Annotated in this window: 12 protein-coding genes; 2 read left to right on the forward strand and 10 right to left on the reverse strand. The window is 64.3% G+C overall.

The window, feature by feature from the left end:
• Positions 1-723 carry an ABC transporter ATP-binding protein gene (locus tag MA07_RS12560; RefSeq protein WP_036351010.1) on the forward strand — a complete coding sequence of 241 codons (723 nt, stop codon included), beginning with the start codon at positions 1-3 and terminating at the stop codon, positions 721-723.
• Entirely contained in the window at positions 720-1,952 is a 1,233-nt protein-coding gene (locus MA07_RS12565) for an ABC transporter permease (protein WP_036351011.1), read from the forward strand. Before MA07_RS12560 ends, MA07_RS12565 begins: the two co-directional genes overlap by 4 nt.
• 268 nt (positions 1,953-2,220) lie before the next feature.
• On the opposite strand, the gene metH is transcribed toward MA07_RS12565, so the two are convergent.
• From metH to MA07_RS27820, 10 genes are all read right to left on the reverse strand, one after another.
• Positions 2,221-5,976 carry a methionine synthase gene (gene metH, locus MA07_RS12570; RefSeq protein ID WP_036351014.1) on the reverse strand — a complete coding sequence of 1,252 codons (3,756 nt, stop codon included), beginning with the start codon at positions 5,974-5,976 and terminating at the stop codon, positions 2,221-2,223.
• A 61-nt stretch (positions 5,977-6,037) separates the two neighbouring features.
• Positions 6,038-6,943 (reverse strand): methylenetetrahydrofolate reductase [NAD(P)H], encoded by a 906-nt coding sequence (metF, locus tag MA07_RS12575; protein WP_036351016.1) that lies wholly within the window; start codon positions 6,941-6,943, stop codon positions 6,038-6,040.
• On the reverse strand, positions 6,943-7,956 hold the full coding sequence (locus tag MA07_RS12580) for a metalloregulator ArsR/SmtB family transcription factor (RefSeq protein ID WP_052003122.1): 1,014 nt from the start codon (positions 7,954-7,956) through the stop codon (positions 6,943-6,945). Before MA07_RS12580 ends, metF begins: the two co-directional genes overlap by 1 nt.
• A gap of 67 nt (positions 7,957-8,023) precedes the next feature.
• Positions 8,024-8,905, reverse strand: a complete 882-nt coding sequence (locus MA07_RS12585; RefSeq protein ID WP_036351018.1) for a DMT family transporter — start codon at positions 8,903-8,905, stop codon at positions 8,024-8,026.
• An 11-nt stretch (positions 8,906-8,916) separates the two neighbouring features.
• Positions 8,917-10,395, reverse strand: coding sequence for an AMP nucleosidase (locus tag MA07_RS12590; RefSeq protein WP_036351020.1), 1,479 nt, complete (start codon positions 10,393-10,395; stop codon positions 8,917-8,919).
• A 201-nt stretch (positions 10,396-10,596) separates the two neighbouring features.
• Positions 10,597-11,001 (reverse strand): hypothetical protein, encoded by a 405-nt coding sequence (locus MA07_RS27815; protein WP_152568846.1) that lies wholly within the window; start codon positions 10,999-11,001, stop codon positions 10,597-10,599.
• Positions 11,002-11,144: 143 nt separating this feature from the next.
• The gene (locus MA07_RS12605; RefSeq protein ID WP_036351023.1) at positions 11,145-11,831 is read right to left on the reverse strand and encodes an SDR family oxidoreductase; all 687 of its coding nucleotides are present in this window, start codon (positions 11,829-11,831) and stop codon (positions 11,145-11,147) included.
• 5 nt (positions 11,832-11,836) lie between these two features.
• Complete coding sequence (gene ettA, locus MA07_RS12610; protein WP_036351026.1) at positions 11,837-13,489, reverse strand: energy-dependent translational throttle protein EttA; 1,653 nt, start codon at positions 13,487-13,489, stop codon at positions 11,837-11,839.
• 876 nt (positions 13,490-14,365) lie between these two features.
• The gene (locus MA07_RS12615; protein ID WP_036351028.1) at positions 14,366-15,709 is read right to left on the reverse strand and encodes an erythromycin esterase family protein; all 1,344 of its coding nucleotides are present in this window, start codon (positions 15,707-15,709) and stop codon (positions 14,366-14,368) included.
• Positions 15,710-15,868: 159 nt separating this feature from the next.
• A complete protein-coding gene (locus MA07_RS27820; RefSeq protein WP_052003124.1) occupies positions 15,869-18,211 on the reverse strand; it encodes a glycoside hydrolase TIM-barrel-like domain-containing protein in 2,343 nt (780 codons plus the stop codon).
• Positions 18,212-18,410 lie beyond the last annotated feature (199 nt).

Raw genomic sequence — 18,410 nt, forward strand, 5'->3', positions numbered from 1 at the left:
GTGGCCCTCATCGAAACGCGCGATCTCAGCCGGGTTTACGATCTCGATGCCGGACGCGTCGTAGCGCTCGACAGCGTCTCCCTCGACATCGACCAGGGTGATTTCGTGGCTGTCATGGGACCGTCCGGTTCGGGCAAGTCCACCTTCATGAACCTGATCGGCTGCCTCGACCGACCGACGGGCGGCCAGTACCGGCTCGCCGGCACGGCTGTCGAGAGTCTCGATGCGGACGGCCTGGCGCGCCTGCGCAACCGCGAGATCGGCTTCGTGTTTCAGCAGTTCAACCTGCTGCCGCGCGTGGATGCCCTGGGCAATGTGGAACTGCCGATGGTCTATGCGGGCTTCGACCGCAGAACCCGCCGCGAGCGCGCCCTGCAGGCCCTCGGCCGCGTCGGTCTTGCGGACCGCGCCCATCACCGCCCGATGCAATTGTCCGGCGGGCAGCAGCAGCGCGTGGCAATCGCGCGGGCTCTCGTCAACAGCCCGAGCCTCCTGCTGGCCGACGAGCCGACCGGCGCCCTCGACAGCCGCACGGCGAACGAGATCATGGCGCTGTTTCAGGAGCTCAACCGCGAGGGCGCCACCATCGTGCTCGTGACGCACGATGCGGAGGTGGGGCGGCACGCGCAGCGCCTCGTGCGCTTCCGCGACGGCCGCGTGATCGAGGATCGCCGCCAGACTCCCGTCGATGCCCGCGATCTCGCGCCGGAGGCCGCCGAATGAGGCTAGTCGAGGCGATCCGCTCCGCGTTCTCCGCCATCATGGCCAATGCCCTGCGCAGCCTGCTCACCATGCTCGGCATCGTGATCGGCGTCGCGGCCGTCATCGCCATGGTGGCGATCGGCTCGGGTGCGCGCAATCTCGTCGACAGCCAGATCCGCTCGCTCGGCGCCAACCTCGCCATCGTCACGCCCGGCAACGTCACGCAGGGCGGAGCACGCCTCGGTGCCGGCGCAGCCTCGTCGCTCACGGATGAGGACGCACGGGCCATCCGGCGCGAGATCGACGGCGTGGTGGCGGCCGCGCCCTTCGTGCAGGGCGGCGCGCAGGTGGTGGCCGGCGGCAACAACTGGGGCACGCGGATCTACGGCATCGATCTCGACTGGTTCTCCGCCCGCGAATGGGATGTCGCCACCGGGCGCACCTTCGATCCGGAAGAGGTGCGCCGCGGCGACATCGTCATCCTTCTCGGGCAGACGGTCGCCCGCAACCTCTTCGGCGAGGACGATCCCATCGACCAGATCGTGCGCGTTCGCAACGTGCCGTTCCGCGTGATCGGCGTGATGGCGCCGAAGGGCCAGTCGGCTTTCGGGCAGGACCAGGACGATGTGGTCTTCGTGCCGCTCGACACGGGACGTCGCCGGGTGATCGGCCGCAACTACGCCAAGGACGGCTCCGTCGGCTCGATCTTCGTGAAGTTCGCCAACGAGAGCGACATCGTACCCGGGATCGAGAGCATGACGGAGCTGCTGCGCCAGCGCCATCGGATCATCGGAGAGCAGGAGGACGATTTCTCGATCCGCAACCTGACCGAAATCGCCAACACTGCAACCGCCTCCGCCAACACCCTGTCCATGCTGCTCGCAGCTGTGGCTGCCGTCTCGCTGCTCGTGGGCGGCATCGGCATCATGAACATCATGCTGGTCTCCGTCACCGAGCGCACCCGCGAGATCGGCCTGCGGCTGGCCGTCGGCGCGCGCCCGCGCGACATCCTCAGCCAGTTCCTCATCGAGGCGACAACGCTCTCCACCATCGGCGGCGCGCTCGGCATCGCGCTCGGCGCAGGCGCCGCCTATCTCGTGGCGCAGCTCGCCGGCTGGCCCTCGCTCGTATCGACGAACGCCATCCTCATGGCCGTGGGCTTCTCGGCGCTGGTCGGGATCTTCTTCGGGTTCTATCCGGCACAACGCGCGGCGAAGCTCGACCCGATCGAGGCGCTGCGGCGGGAGTGACCTCCCAAATTCGTCATCCCGGACGGCGGAGCCGATCAGGGATCGCAGGACCATTAAAGCGCTGTCATTCCGGGGCCGCAGAGCGGAGCCCGGAATCCATAAACACGACGGTTGAAGAAAATGCGATCAGCGTTGCACTTCTTTCTGCACCGTTAACGGTTATGGATTCCCGCATTCGCGGGACTGACTGTGTTGAGGTTCCAGTGGGAATCGTGACGCGATCCCGGATCTCCGCTGCGCTCCGTCCGGGATGACCCGTGAGGAAACCTTACTCCGCCGCCATCACCCGGTAGCTTGCCGGATCGTAGTTGAGGATCGGGCTGAGCCAGCGCTCGACCTCCGTCACGCTCATGCCCTTGCGCTCGGCGTAATCCTCGACCTGATCGCGCTCCACCTTGGCGACGCCGAAGTAGTAGGATTGCGGGTGCGACAGGTAGAGGCCCGACACGGAGGAGCCCGGCCACATGGCGTAGGATTCCGTGAGCTTGACGCCGATGCGGCGCTCGGCTTCGAGCAGGCTGAACAGGGTCGCCTTCTCGGTGTGGTCGGGCTGCGCCGGGTAGCCGGGAGCCGGGCGGATGCCCTGGTATTCCTCGCCGATCAGACCGTCATTGCCCAGGTTCTCGTCCGGCGCGTAGGCCCAGAATTCCTTGCGCACGCGCTCGTGCATGCGCTCTGCAAACGCTTCCGCGATACGGTCGGCAAGCGCCTTCACCATGATCGAGCGGTAATCGTCGTTGGCGCGCTCGAACCTCTCGGCGATCCGCACCTCCTCGATGCCGGACGTCACCACGAAGGCGCCGATCCAGTCGGGCTTGCCGCTCTCGACGGGCGCCACGAAATCGGACAGGCAGATGTTCGGCTTGCCGTCGCGCTTGGAGAGCTGCTGGCGCAGGCCATGGAAGGTGGCAAGCTGTTCCGAGCGGCTCTCGCCCGTAAAGAGTCGAATGTCGTCGCCCACCGTATTGGCAGGCCAGAAGCCGATGATCGCCTTCGGGTTGAACCAGCGCTCCTCGACGAGCTGCTTAAGCATGGCCTGCGCATCGTCCCAGAGCTGGCGCGCGGCCTCGCCCTGTTTCTCGTCCTCAAGGATCGCCGGAAAGCGGCCCTTCAGTTCCCAGGTCTGGAAGAACGGCGTCCAGTCGATGTAAGGCACCAGTTCCCCCACATCGTAGCTGCGGAACACCCGCGCGCCGGTGAAGGCGGGCTTGGGCGGATGATACGATGCCCAGTCGATCTTCAGGCTGTTTGCGCGGGCCTTCTCGATGGAGAGGCGCTGCTTGTCGGCTTCCGAGCGCGCATGGGCATCTGCCACCTTCCGGTACTCGGCCCGGAGCGTCTCCACATAGCCGTCCTTCATGTCGGACGAGAGCAGCGAGGACACGACGCCGACGGCGCGGCTCGCATCAGTCACGTAGACCGCCTGACCCTTGTTGTAGTTCGGGTGGATCTTCACCGCCGTATGCACGCGGCTCGTGGTGGCGCCGCCGATGAGCAGCGGGATGTCGAAGCCTTCGCGCTCCATCTCGCTCGCCACGTTCACCATCTCCTCGAGCGACGGCGTGATGAGGCCGGAGAGGCCGATCACATCCACGTTCTCCCGGCGCGCAGTCTCCAGGATCTTCTGGGCCGGCACCATGACGCCGAGGTCGATGACCTCGTAGTTGTTGCAGGCGAGAACCACGCCGACGATGTTCTTGCCGATGTCGTGCACATCGCCCTTCACGGTCGCCATCAGCACCTTGCCGGCGGCAGAACGCTCGGTGGATCCGTTAGCTGCCTTCTCGGCTTCCATGAACGGCATCAGATAGGCCACCGCCTGCTTCATCACGCGGGCGGATTTCACAACCTGCGGCAGGAACATCTTTCCGGCGCCGAAGAGATCGCCCACCACGTTCATGCCGTCCATGAGCGGGCCCTCGATCACGTGCAGCGGACGCTCTACGGATTGCCGTGCTTCCTCCGTGTCCTGCGCGATGAACTCGGTGATGCCGTTGACGAGGGCGTGCTCGATGCGCTTGCCCACAGGCCAGGAGCGCCATTCGAGATCGGCCGCCTTTACGGCACCGGTGCCGTCACCCTTGAAGCGGGGCGCCGCTTCGAGAAGGCGCTCCGTGGCGTCGGGACGACGGTTGAGCACCACGTCCTCGCACAGGTCGCGCAGCTCCGGATCGATCTCGTCATAGACCGCAAGCTGACCGGCATTGACGATGCCCATATCCATGCCGAGCTTGATGGCGTGGAACAGGAACACCGAGTGCATGGCCTCGCGCACGGGCTCGTTGCCGCGGAAGGAGAAGGACAGGTTCGACACGCCACCCGAGATATGAGCATGCGGCAGCGTCTCGCGGATGATGCGCGTCGCCTCAAGAAAGTCGACGCCATAGCCGTTGTGCTCCTCGATGCCAGTCGCCACCGCGAACACGTTCGGATCGAAGATGATGTCTTCCGGCGGGAAGCCCACCTGCTCGGTGAGCATCTTGTACGCGCGGGTGCAGATTTCGACCTTGCGCTCCAGGGTATCCGCCTGGCCCACCTCGTCGAAGGCCATCACCACGACGGCGGCCCCATAGGCGCGGCAGATTTTCGCCTGCTCGATGAAGGCCGCCTCGCCCTCCTTCATGGAGATCGAATTCACGATGGCCTTGCCCTGCAGACACTTGAGGCCGGCCTCGATCACGTGGAACTTGGACGAGTCCACCATCACCGGCACGCGGGCGATGTCCGGCTCGGCGGCCACAAGGTTGAGGAACTCGACCATGGCCTTCTCGGAATCGAGCAGGCCCTCGTCCATGTTGACGTCGATGATCTGGGCGCCGTTCGCCACCTGATCGCGCGCCACGTCGAGCGCGGCGGCATAATCGTTGTTGGTGATGAGCTTGCGGAACTTGGCGGAGCCGGTGACGTTCGTGCGCTCGCCCACATTCACGAACGGGATGTCGGAGGTGAGCGTGAACGGTTCGAGGCCCGACAGGCGCATGAGCGGCTGCACCGTCGGAACCGAGCGGGGCGCCTTGCCGGCGACGGCTTCCGCGATGGCTCGGATATGCTCCGGCGTGGTGCCGCAGCAGCCGCCGACCACGTTGACCAGACCTGAATCGGCAAACTCGGCCAGCATGGAGGCCGTTGCTTCGGGACGCTCGTCGTAAAGGCCGAACTCGTTCGGCAGGCCTGCATTCGGATAGGCACAGACGAGTGTATCGGCGACACGGCCGATCTCCTGAATGTGCGCCCGCATCTCGCGTGCACCGAGAGCGCAGTTGAGGCCGATGGAGAACGGCTCCGCGTGGCGCACGGAGTACCAGAAGGCTTCGGGCGTCTGACCCGACAGTGTGCGGCCGGAGAGATCCGTGATCGTGCCCGAGATCATCACGGGCAGCTTGACACCCTTCTCGGCGAAAACCTGCTGCGTGGCCACGATGGCCGCCTTGGCGTTCAGGGTGTCGAAGATGGTCTCGATGAGGATGATCTCGGAACCGCCGTCGACAAGCCCCCTCACCTGCTCGGCATAAGCCTCGCGCACCTGATCGAAGGTGACCGCGCGGTAGCCGGGGTTGTTCACGTCGGGCGAGATAGAGAGCGTGCGGTTCGTCGGACCGACGGCGCCGGCGACGAAGCGGCGGCGGCCATCCTCCTTCTCGGCGATCAGCGCAGCCTCACGGGCAAGGCGCGCGCCATCGAAGTTCAGCTCGTAGACGATCTCCTCCATGCCGTAATCGGCCTGGGCGATGGGGGTGCCGGAGAAGGTGTTGGTCTCGACGATGTCCGCGCCTGCCAGGAAATAGGCGAGATGGACATCGCGCACCGCATCCGGCTGCGTGAGGATGAGCAGATCGTTGTTGCCCTTGACGTCCTGCTTCCAATCCCTGAAGCGCTCGCCGCGAAAATCCTCTTCCGAGAAACGTGAATTCTGCAGCTCCGTGCCCATGGCGCCATCGAGCACGAGAATCCGCTTAGATGCGGCTTCACGAAGCGCCTTGAGCACGTCGGAGCCATTGGCCGAGCGAGGTGTGAATGCAGTCATTCGATCTGTTCTCTTTGCATCGCAGCCGGTTCGTGGGCTGTCGACGGTGATTTCATTGATGTCAGGCGGCAGCCTTCACGCTGTGATCGCGCAGCCCAAGCAGATGGCAGATGGCATAGACCAGATCGGCGCGGTTCATGGTGTAGAAGTGGAATTCGCTCACGCCGCGATCGACGAGGTCGATCACCTGCTCGGCGGCCACCGCTGCGGCCACGAGCTTTCGCGTCTCCACGTCGTTGTCGAGCCCGTCGAAGCGAGCAGCGAGCCAAGCGGGAACGCTCGCGCCGGTCTTCGACGCGAAGTTCGCCGTCTGCTTGAAGTTCTGCACCGGAACGATGCCGGGCACGATCGGGATGCTGATGCCGCGGGCATGCACGCGGTCGAGAAAGCGGAAGTAGTGATCGTTGTCGAAGAAGAACTGCGTGATGGCGCGATCCGCACCGCAATCCACCTTGGCCTGAAGCGCGTCGATATCCGCGTCCAAGGACGATGCTTCCGGATGCTTCTCCGGATAAGCCGACACGGAGACCTCGAAATCGCCGATGGCCTTGATGCCGGCCACCAGATCGCAGGTCTGCTGGTAGCCGCCCGGATGGGCCTCATAGGCGGTGCCGATGCCGCTGACCGGATCCCCGCGCAGAGCCACGATGTGGCGCACGCCTGCATCCCAATAGGAGCGCACCACATCGTCCACCTCGTCCTTCGTGGCCGCAACGCAAGTGAGATGCGCCGCAGGCTTCAGGTCCGTTTCCTGCACGAGGCGGGAAACCGTGGCGTGAGTGCGCTCACGGGTGGAGCCGCCTGCGCCGTAAGTCACGGAGACGAACTGCGGATTGAGCGGGGCAAGACGCTGGATCGACGACCACAGGGTCGCTTCCATCTCGGGAGTCTTCGGCGGGAAGAACTCGAACGACACCTTGATCGGACGGGAGGCCTGCCGGCTGGGGCGAAGGGTGAGCGGTGACATCAGGCGACCTCTCTGTCGGGTTCACTCATGGGCCAATCCGTCACCACGCGGCGATCCTGGCCAAGCCAAAGGGATACGGTCAGATGCTCGTCGCCCTTCGCGGGCGGAGCGATCTCTCTGTTGAGGGTGCAGTCGAGCCCGGCCTCGTCGAGCCAGCCTGCAACCTGAGCCGGTGCGAAGCCGAGGCGGCGGTGAGCCTGCGCCTCGCGCAGGAATTCGAGGCTGTGGGGCGCGAAATCCACCACGAGGATGCGCCCGCCCGGAGCCACGAGGCGCGCCGCCTCGCGGATCGCCCGAGCTGGGTCGTCGAGATAGTGCAGAACCTGATGGACGACGACGAGATCGAACGTGTCGCGCGGAAACGGCGGGGCATAGATGTCCCCCTGCCGCAGCTCGATGCCTCTTAAGCCAGCCTTCTCCAGATTGGCGCGGGCCACCGAGAGCATGGCATGGCTGGCGTCGAGGCCAACGGTTCGCTGCGCGCGTGGCGCCAGCAGCTGCAGCATGCGGCCGGTGCCCGTGCCGAGATCGACGAGGTTGCGGATCGTGCGCGTGCCCAGGGCATCGAGCACGGCGGCCTCGACCACCGCCTCGGGTGCGTGCAGCGAGCGAATCCGGTCCCATTCCGGTGCCAAGCGCGAGAAGAAGGCCTGCGCGGCCTGCGAACGCTGGGCGCGCACAGCCTGAAGCCTGGTCCGGTCTTCCAGCAGCCGCGGATCGGAATGGTCCAAGCTCTCCAGGGTAGGGCGAATGATGCGCAGCGCGACACCCCGGTCGGTCAGCCGGAAGAAGGCCCAGGCCCCCTCCCGGTGCCGCTCCACGAGGCCGGCCTCGACCAGGAGCTTCAGGTGGCGGGAGATGCGGGGCTGGGACTGGCCCAGGATGTCGGTGAAATCGGAGACGGAGAGCTCGCCCTCCGTCAGAAGGGCGAGCATCCGCAGGCGCGTCTCTTCCGCAGCGGCCCGCAGGACGTCCAGGGTCAGGTCCAGGGATGGAGACGGGGTGTCAGCCACGGCTAAATCTCGCTCTTACATATAAAGATATGTTTATATCTTTTTTACAGCAGGAGCAAGCAAGGCTTTAGGACTTTTCTCGGCGGACCTTCGCGCGCCCTGAGAGAACCACCAGGACGACGACAGCCGCGGCCACAAACCAGGCGGACAGCGCGATGTCCTCCCGGTTCAGAACGGACGCGATCAGCAGGGTGATGAAGGTCTGCAGGAGCTGGACTTGGGCAACATGGGCGATGCCCCCGATGGCAAGGCCGGCATTCCAGGCGAAGAAGCCCAGATACTGGCTCATCAGGGCGACATACGCGAAGCTGATCCAACTCCAGGTGGGGATCGCTCCCGGCTCGGCCGGCATGGTCCAGAGCGCCACCGGGATCGTGACCGGCAGGGCGACGACCAGCACCCAGGAAATCACCTCCCAGCCGGCGAGGCCGGCGCGAGCGAGCTTGCCGGAGAGCACATAGCCCAGGGCCGACGACAGGGCAGCCCCGAGGAGAAACACATCCCCCTGCCCCAGGGAGCCGCCGCCCTCGTGCAGGGTGAAACCGATCACGAGAGCCGCGCCGGCTACAGCCGCCAGCCAGAAGGCCGGGCTCGGACGCTCGCCTGCGATCAGGGTGCTGATAGCCGAGGTGGCGAGCGGCAGGATGCCGAGCACCACGCCGCCGTGGGACGCCGGCACCGTCTGCATGGCAAGCGCCGTGAAGCCCGGAAACCCCGCAACCAAGCACAAGGCCACGAGGGCCAGGGTGCCGACCTGCCGCCGCGACGGCCAGCGCTTGCGAAGCAGGAGAAGCGTTGCCAGGGCCAGGAGCCCTGCGAGCGCCGCCCGGCCGCCTGTGACGAAGAGCGGGCTCAGATGCTCGACGGCAATATGCGTGAAGGGCAGCGTGCCGGCGAAGATGCAGACGCCGACGAAGCCCAGGAGCAGGCCGAGGGTTTCGCGCGACACGGAGCGCCCGCTTACCGGAAGGGCGGTTCGTCGAAGCTCCGCAGCTTGCGCGAATGCAGGGAGGTGCGCTGTCCTCTCAGGATATCCAAGGCCGCCAAGCCGATCATGAGGTGCTCACTCACGGCGCGCTCATAGAAGGCATTTGCCGCGCCCGGCAGCTTGATTTCTCCGTGGAGCGGCTTGTCCGAGACGCAGAGCAGGGTTCCGTAGGGCACGCGCAGCCGATAGCCCTGGGCCGCGATGGTGCCGCTTTCCATGTCCACCGCGATGGCGCGGGAGAGGTTGATCTGGCGCCGTTCCTGGCTCCAGCGCAGCTCCCAGTTCCGGTCGTCATAGGTGACGACCGTGCCGGTGCGCAGGCGCCGCTTCAGCTCCTCGCCCTTCTCGCCGGTGACCTGAACGGCCGCCTCCTGCAGGGCGACCTGGATCTCCGCCAGCGCCGGGATCGGAATTTCCGGCGGGACGGCCCCGTCGAGGATGTGGTCGCGCCGGAGATAGCCGTGGGCCAGCACGTAGTCGCCGATGGACTGCGACTGGCGCAAGCCCCCGCAATGGCCGACCATGAGCCAGCAATGGGGGCGCAGCACGGCAAGATGGTCCGTGATGTTCTTCGCGTTCGATGGGCCGACCCCGATATTGACCAGGGTCACGCCCTGCCCGTCCTTGCGCATGAGGTGGTAGGCGGGCATCTGGAACCGGTGCCAGGGCGAAGAGGCGATCAGCTCTTCGGTGGCTGCTTCTTCGAGCCCACGCTCAATGGTGATGCCGCCCGGGAGTTCGAGTCTGGTGTAAGGCCCGCTCTCGTCGGCCAGTTCCTTCACGGCCCAGCGGATGAACTGGTCCACGTAGCGGTGGTAGTTGGTGAGCAGGATCCAGGGCTGGACGCAGCGCCAGTCGCTGCCGGTGTAATGCACCAGGCGCCGCAGGGAATAATCCACCCGGGCCGCATCGAAGAGCGCCAGTGGCCGCGCCTCGTTCTCCTGGAAGTTCCAGGTGCCGTCGGCGATCTCGTCGCCGACTTTGGCCAGAAGCGGAGTCGGAAAGTGCTGGGCCAGCTCGGAGGCGGAATGCGCTCCCCGGCCCAATTCGTCGCCGCGTTCGAACACGTAAGGGTACGGAATTTCCTGATCGCTGACCCCGACCTCGATGGTGGCGCCGTAGTCGCGCACGAGGAAGTTCAGCTGCTCCAGCAGGTAGTTCCGGTAGAAGGTCGGCTGCGTGATGGTCGTGGCATAGACGCCCGGCCCCTGGAACTTGGCATAGGCGCGCTGCTTGATCGGCGGCACAGACGACGCCCGGTAGTCCAGGCGCAGCTCCGGGTAGCGGAAGCGGGAGCGCTCGAGGGGCGTGGGGGCCGTGCCGGTGGCGAAGAAATGCTCCAGCGCATGGCGCTGCGCCTCGATGGCGCTGTCATGGAGCTCGATCAGCCGCTCGACGGCTTCCTGCGGGGTTGCGACGGATTCGAAGCTGGAAATGTTGTCGACTGGCACGTGGACTCTCTTCTTATGTCTCGTGCCTCAAGGGTCATACACTGTTTCGTCGAAGAACCCAACCGGGTTGAAGAAGTTCGTGATGAGGAGCCGGTGCCTCGTAGAGGAAACACGCGCAAACAGCCCAAGACGGGCGCTCGGAATTCGGGCTGTGCGCATCCAGCGGGAATAGGCAGCCGACGAAGCTGCCTTTCCCCTAGATTACTCGCAAACCTGCTCCCGACGAATGAAGACCCGTCCCCAATCGTCCACGAGGCGGCGGCGCACCGTGTAGCAGGTCGGCTCATCGTAGACCGGCGAGCCGTAATAGGTCGGATAGGTGGAATAAGCCGGGTAAGCGGGATACGCATAGGCCGGGCGTGACGCCAGCGCACCGAGTGCCAAGCCGCCGATCACCCCGGCAGCCACCGCGCCACCGACATTGGAGCCACGACGATAATGCGGACGATATCCGTACCCGGCGTTGGGCCGAACGATCCCATAGGGCGTGGCATACGATCCGTCGCGCCACCGGCCCGTTCTTTCACCCGCCGCCGCAGGAGCCGCAGCCATGAGAGAACCGCTCAGGACGAGAGCGGACGCTCCAACCGTAAGAACGCGCTTCATGCAGACCATGTGACCCTCCAGGCGGACCGAAGGTCGGGAGATCACGTCTCGTGGCCATCCCCGATCCTTGAACACGAGGGAGTTTAGTCCGGCCAAGATGAACTTGGGCTGAAGGTTTGCCGGCGCTCTCTGCAGGATCTTCACTAAAATGGAACAGGCTCTCCCTGCCAATCGAAGAAGCCGCCGCTGTGTTCAACCGTGAGGCCATCGATGAGCTTCACGAGACCGGCGGCGCTGTCCTGGACTGAAACATCAGCCCCCGATCCGCCCATATCCGTACGAACCCAGCCGGGATGAACGGATATGGCAACGATCCCCTCTTCCCGAAGATCCGTTGCGATCCCCTGCATCACCTTGTTCACCGCAGCCTTGGAGGCGCGATAGGCGATGCGGTCGGACTTCGCATGGGAGAGCGAGCCCATGCGGCTGCTGATGGTGACGATCCTGGCCGCCTTCGCGCGCCTCAAGTGAGGCAGGAAGGCCTGGACGACACGCAGAGGGCCGAGGGTGTTGATGTTCAGGGTTTCAAGAAACCCATCGAAATCCATGTCGAGGGTCGATTGCCGCTGCGGCCCGATGATGCCCGCATTGTTGACCAGAACATCGACGGGCTCACCGAAGCTCGCAGCCGCCTCAAGGATCGAGGCACCGTCCCGGACGTCAAGCGCCAGCAGCCTGAGCTGCCCACCGGCGATGAACCCGCTCCATTGGGGCGAGGCCTGACTCAAGTCCCGGAGGGTGCCGACGACGCGATCGCCGCGTTGCAGAAGAACGCGGGCGAGCTCCTGCCCGATCCCGCGTCCGATGCCCGTGATGAGGGTAGTCCCCACGGCAATTACCGCGAGAACTTCTTGTACTTGATCCGGTGCGGGATCGTGGAATCCGTGCCGAGGCGGCGCTTCTTGTCCTCCTCGTAATCGGCGAAGTTGCCTTCGAACCATTCCACGTGGCTGTCGCCCTCGAAGGCCAGAATGTGGGTGGCGATGCGGTCGAGGAACCAGCGATCGTGCGAGATGATCACGGCGCAGCCCGCGTAATCCTCCAGCGCCTCTTCGAGCGCCCGCAGGGTATCCACATCGAGGTCGTTGGTCGGCTCGTCGAGGAGCAGGACGTTGGAGCCCGACTTCAGGATTTTGGCAAGGTGCACGCGGTTGCGCTCGCCGCCCGAGAGCACGCCCACCTTCTTCTGCTGGTCGGAGCCCTTGAAGTTGAAGGCGCCGCAATAGGCGCGGGCATTGATCTCGCGCTTGCCGAGATAGAGCACCTCGTTGCCGCCGGAGATCTCCTCGTAGAGGGTCTTGTTGGCGTCGAGCGAGTCGCGGCTCTGGTCGACGTAGCCGAGCTTGACGCTCTCGCCGATCTTGATGGAGCCCTCATCCGGCTGCTCCTGGCCGGTGATCATGCGGAACAGGGTGGTCTTGCCGGCGCCGTTCGGACCGATGATGCCGACGATGCCGCCCGGCGGCAGCTTGAAGGACAGGCCGTCGATGAGGAGCTTGTCGCCGAAGGCCTTCTTCAGGTTGTCGAACTCGATGACGTTGTTGCCCAGGCGCTCGGCGATCGGGATGATGATCTGAGCGGTCGTCGGGCCCTTCTCGTTGGCCTTGGCCACGAGGTCCTCGTAGCGCTGGATACGGGCCTTCGACTTGGCCTGACGGGCCTTCGGCGAGGCCGACACCCACTCGCGCTCGCGCTCGATGGTGCGCTGGTGGGCCGCGTCCTCACGGCCCTCCTGCTCGAGGCGCTTCTGCTTCTGCTCAAGCCAGGACGAGTAGTTGCCCTCGTAGGGAATGCCGCGGCCGCGGTCGAGCTCGAGGATCCAGCCGGTGACGTTGTCGAGAAAGTAGCGGTCGTGGGTGACGATCAGGATCGCGCCCGGATAGCTGCGCAGGTGGCCTTCGAGCCAAGCGGTGGTCTCGGCGTCCAGGTGGTTGGTGGGCTCGTCGAGGAGCAGCAGTTCCGGCTGCTCCAGGAGCAGCTTGCAGAGCGCTACGCGGCGGCGCTCGCCGCCCGAGAGCTTGTCCACGGACCAGTCGTCCGGCGGGCAGCGAAGGGCGTCCATGGCCTGGTCGACCTGGGAGTCGAGATCCCACAGGCCCTTGGCCTCGATCTCGTCCTGGAGACGGGTCATCTCGTCCATCGTCTCTTCGGAATAGTTCATGGCGAGCTCGTTGTAGCGGTCGAGGATCGCCTTCTTGGCGGCCACGCCCTCCATGACGTTCTCGCGAACGTTCTTCGACGGATCGAGCTGGGGCTCCTGCGGCAGGTAGCCGACGCGGGCGCCCTCGGCCACCCAGCCCTCGCCGGTCCAGTCCGTGTCGGTGCCGGCCATGATGCGCAGCAGGGTCGACTTACCGGCGCCGTTGACGCCGAGCACGCCGATCTTGGCGTCCGGGTAGAAGGACAGATGGATATTATCCAGGACCTTCTTGCCGCCCGAATAGGTCTTGGTGAGGCCACGCATGTGGTAGATGAATTGACGGGACACGGGAAAAAGCCCTGCTTGATCGAGATGTGAATGGAGTTGGCCGTCAGTTAGCAGGAGCAGGCGACCGGGACAAGGCGGAGGAGTGTCGCCGGGGTCCTTCGCCAGCTGAGTTCCACGAGCCAGCGCCTTGTGACCCGCAGCTTGCGCTGCGAGCCTGAAGAGTAATCGAGGGTGGCGCGAATGGCAGCCCGGCTCGATGATGGATGGTGAAAGGGAAGAGCCGGAGTGCCTCTTCGCGCACGGCTTCTTTAGGCGTTCAGGCGATGCCAGCCCGGTGACCGTTCCAGGCGGGGTCCGTCTGCTCGACGGGGGCCTTGAACCGATTCCGACCACCGGCACGCAGCCTGGGCCTCCTGTCGAATGAGGCTGCGTCACCCCACCCACAGGACCGTGCCTGCCTCCACACTGCGACGCCTCGCGAGCGCGCCCCTCAACAGAGGCAGGTCTACACAACGATATAGCCGAGCTTGCAGCTTCTGTCAAGAACAAAATAAGAACATGAGCACGGCTGTCATTCCGGGCGAGCGAGAGCGAGAGCCCGGAATCCATAATCGCTGACGGTGCAGGAAGAGGCGCTACGCTCCTCGCTCTTTTCTGAGCCGTCGTGTTTATGGATTCCGGGCTCCGCTGTGCGGCCCCGGAATGACAGCGCGTGTGTCATTCCCGGCCGGAGCGAAAGCGGAGGGGAAGGGAATCCACTCACACGCGGCGCCATGGATCCCCTTCCCGGTCCTGCGGACCGCCGGGGATCCCGATCCGTGAATCACGGCGCTTTTCCAACCGGGATGGCCAGCAAAGGGCAGCCATGACGCCGATAGCGTCATGGCTGGGCAAGAATAGCGCGCCCCTCTCCCGAGACGATGAGAGTTATCCGCATCAGAGCCCGAACGGGTAGGTCTCCGGCATGCCCTTGCCGTGGGCGTGGGTGAGCGGCGTTACGGCCTTGGTCTCTTCGAACCAGACGAAGGCGTCGAACTGTTCGGCCAGAACCGCTTCGAAGTAATGGCTGTAGTGTTCCGTCTCCGGGCGGTAGACCACCCCAATGGCCCGCTCCAGCCGGGGCCGGGAGAGAACCTCGGTGAGGTCGGCCTGGCCGTTCTCACGCCAATCAGTGAGGAAGCAGCCTAGGCCCGTGTCGCGGAAGATGCGCTCGTGGCTGTCGGGCCGTGCCGGGCGGACGCTCTTCACCTGCATGGGCTCGTCCCAATCGTCGGCCGCCGCCACCGTGCCGCGATCCGTCCCGAAGCCGATGAGCACGGCCTCGTTGCGGTAGGTCTTGCGGCAGAGCTCGCCAATGTTGAACTCGCCCTGCCAGCCCATGGCCGTGGCGGCGGCGTTGCCGATGTGGGAGTTGTGCGCCCAGACCACGGCCTTGGCGTTGTCGCGTCGCGCCAGCAGGCTCTGGAGCGTCTCGAACATGTGGCGGTCGCGCAGGTTCCAGGACTCGGTCGCACCCTCGTACATGATCCGGTAGTAGTGCTCGGCCGCGTGGACGATCTTGGCGTTCTGCACCGCGTCAAAAAAGGCCTCGCCGCCATCGGCCTGGAGATACTCCATCCGCTTGTCGAGGATATCCTGAAGCTGGCGCAGCAGGGCCTCGTCGCAGGGCTTCTTCTGCCCGGTGAGCACGGCACGGCCGTAGCGGGCCGGATCCGACTGCCAGGGGCTGAGGCAGCCATAGCGTCCCCTCGCCTCCTGGGCGGCTTCCGGATCGACCTTGTCGAGATAGTCGAGAACGGAGCGGATGGACCCGTTCAGGCTGTAGACGTCGAGGCCACGGAACTCGGCCCGCTCGTCCTCGGCCCGTTCCTTGTTGTGCTCGCGCATCCAGTTGACGAAATCGGCCACCTCCTCGTTGCGCCACATCCAGGTGGGAAAGCGCTCGAAGGCCTCATCGTCGCCGTCGGGCACGGGGCGGTGGCGCACATAAGCATCGATCTGCGCTGCATCCGGCCAGTCCGCCTCGACGGCCACAATGGTGAAGCCGTGCTGCTCGATCAGGCGCTTCGTGATGGCAGCCCGCGCGCGATAGAACTCCGAGGTGCCATGACTCGCCTCGCCCAGCAGCACCACCTTGGCATCGGCAAAGCGGTCGAACATGGCGCCGAACGCCTGCTCGTCGGCAATCGGCGGAAGAGGCTCGCCATGCTCGCGCACGAGGTCGATGGTCTCCTTGACCGAGGCATCGTTCTCATTCTGCTTCCAGGACAACCGGGCCATGGCTGCATCTCCCGCATGGCCGGGCGCACCATATCCCGGCTCAGCCGGAGAACGGCGGCAGGACTCGGCTTGTTCCAGTGGCGGGAAACTGCCGTGGCGAAATGGAAACGGCCGGGGAAAGGTTCTCCGGCCGTTGCTTTGCTGAAAGGGATCCGGCTCTTACCAGAACCAGATATCGTCTCGTTGCAAGGTAGACGCCTTGAAGTTCTTCAGGGTCAGGACGTCACCTTCGCCGAAATTGATGACGGTGTCGCGGCCAACCTGCTTCACCAACTGCCTGAAGATCTGCATGACCTCCGCATCAGTCCTGCCGCTGCCGATGCCGGTTCCGTTCATGTCACCCTGGATGATGAGCTGATCTTCCTCTTTCAGCTTGAAGTCGTAGATCACGTCCTTGCCAATTCCTTGGCCGATCATGAAGTTGTCTGCGCCTTTGCCGCCCCACATCCTGTCGGTGCCTCCACCGGGGGTCACCAGATCGTCGCCTTTGCCGCCCCAGAGGTTGTCATTGCCGAACCAGCCCTCGATAACGTCGTTGCCGTCACCGCCGTAGAGCCTGTCGTCGCCATCGTCGCCCTCGATCCTGTCATCGCCGGCGCCGCCTTGCATGGTGTCGTTGCCGTCGCCGCCAGCCAGCTGATCGTTTCCGGCCTCGCCGTAAAGCTTGTCGTTGCCGTCGCCGCCATTGACAAGATCGAAACCGTCACCGCCACGGACCAGGTCGTTTCCGGCGTCGCCGTAGAGCATGTCGTTGCCAAGGTCGCCGCGAACCTGATCGTCGCCTGCGCCGCCATAGAGAATGTCGGCGCCGTCTCCACCATAGAGGCGATCCGCTCCGGCATTGCCCTCGAGGTAGTCGTCACCCGCATTGCCATAAACCGCATCGTTGCCGTCGCCGGCATGGATGCTGTCATCACCAAGACCGCCGGTCAGCCTGTCGCTGCCACCGAGGCCATGAACGATGTCGTTTCCGGCAAGCGCATTGATCACATTGGCCCGGCTGGTTCCGGTGATCTCGTCATCACCGGATGTCGGCTTGATCGAGGGTCCGGTCTGACCGATGGTGAACGTGAACCACTCGGCACGGATCGGCTCCGATGTCAGGATAGTGATGCTGCCGTTGTCGAAGCTGACCCGGTAGCCTCCCGCTATAGCGGCGACCTGAAGATCGGCGTAGCTGGCGGCACCTGCATTGAGCAGGCGGATCTTGTCCCCCTGAGCATAGCTGAAATCGAGAATCGTATCGTGGCCATCTCCGCCGGAATAGGAGAAGACATCCGCGCCTTTGTTGCCTCGGAGCGTATCGTTTCCTAAGCCGCCGATCAGCGTATCGTTGTTGAAGCCTCCGGCCAGCGTGTCGGCGAAGGATGTACCGGTCTTCTCGAGTCCCGTGACGGAGAGAGGATTCTTGAAATACTGCTCGACGATGGCGTCTGCGAGCTTTCCGTGGGTGGAGTAACCGTGATCCGGGCTCGGGTTGAGGACCCCTTCGCCCGCATCGTAGTTCCAGAACCAGTAGCCGGCCAGCCAGCCCTCATCCGCACGATCGGTGATGATCTTGTAGAAGGCCTTGTGCATGTTGAGTTGCTCGACTTCGTCGATAGGTCGGGTATCACCCCATTCCCACGGAGCCGTATTGTTGCCGTCCATGCTGCGGAAGCCGGTCTCGGTGAAGACGAGTTTCTTGCCGAACTGCTCGCAAATCCGCTTCAGAGCATCCATTGCGGAGATGTTCTGGCCGAACTTCTGGATGATCGGCCCACTCGTGCTGGAAACCTCCGACGGCTTGGTCCAACCGTCGATCAACTGCTGCAGCGTCGGATTGAAGTTGTTCTGCGTGAAAGCGATATAGGGGTTGGTTCCGACATAATCGAGCTTGTCCCAGAACTGAACATGGAGAGCCTTAGTCCAGGTGGCCGCGTAGGTGAGTTTGACGCTGCTGCCCGTGATCTCGCGAACATCTTCGATGATGTCGTTCCAGAACCCTGTGAAACGGGGATGCGTCATGCTCTCGCATTCGTTGCCGATGGCGAACGTCGTGACGCCCTGCTCCTTGGCCAATCGTGCGTAGTGGAGAACGGCCTGTTTGTAGGAAGCAAACCAAGCCGCGCCGAATTCCATCCACTGCGCTTCGGTCGGAGGTGTTCCATCGGGGTTTCTGCCGGGGCCGATCAGCGCATTCCAGTCGTCGTTCTGCATGTTCACATGCAGCTTGAAGATCACTTCGAGACCGCGGGCCTTTGCCTCCGAAATGGCCGTTCTGATGGAGTTGTCACTCTCGGTCCGGGGACGACCATCGACATTGTTCCCGCCGGGATCACCGTTGTCGCGGTACACCGTGGTGGAGCGGAGGCTGTCCATGTAGACGGTAGGAACAATCACCACCTGGGAAGCGCCATCCTTCTGGATCTCTGTCAGAACGTTCCGCGCGGCCTGGCTCTGGTAGTTGCCATCCCACCAGGACGGCATGCTCTCGGCCCGGAATTCAAAAAGCTTAGCCATGTAATCTGCCCCTAAGACTCAAAAATTTCGCCTATTATGCGTTATGAAGTTTTACTACAATATAACACAACATCCGGCAAGCGGAGCGCAGGTGCAGAAGATCAGCCTCGGCCTAATACCAATCGGGATGGAAGAAGATGGAGCTCTCCTGACCCGACGAGGGATCGGGTCAGGAACAATTACTTGACGTAACGGAAGT

This window comes from Microvirga sp. BSC39, from assembly GCF_000739015.1.
GTDB lineage: Bacteria > Pseudomonadota > Alphaproteobacteria > Rhizobiales > Beijerinckiaceae > Microvirga.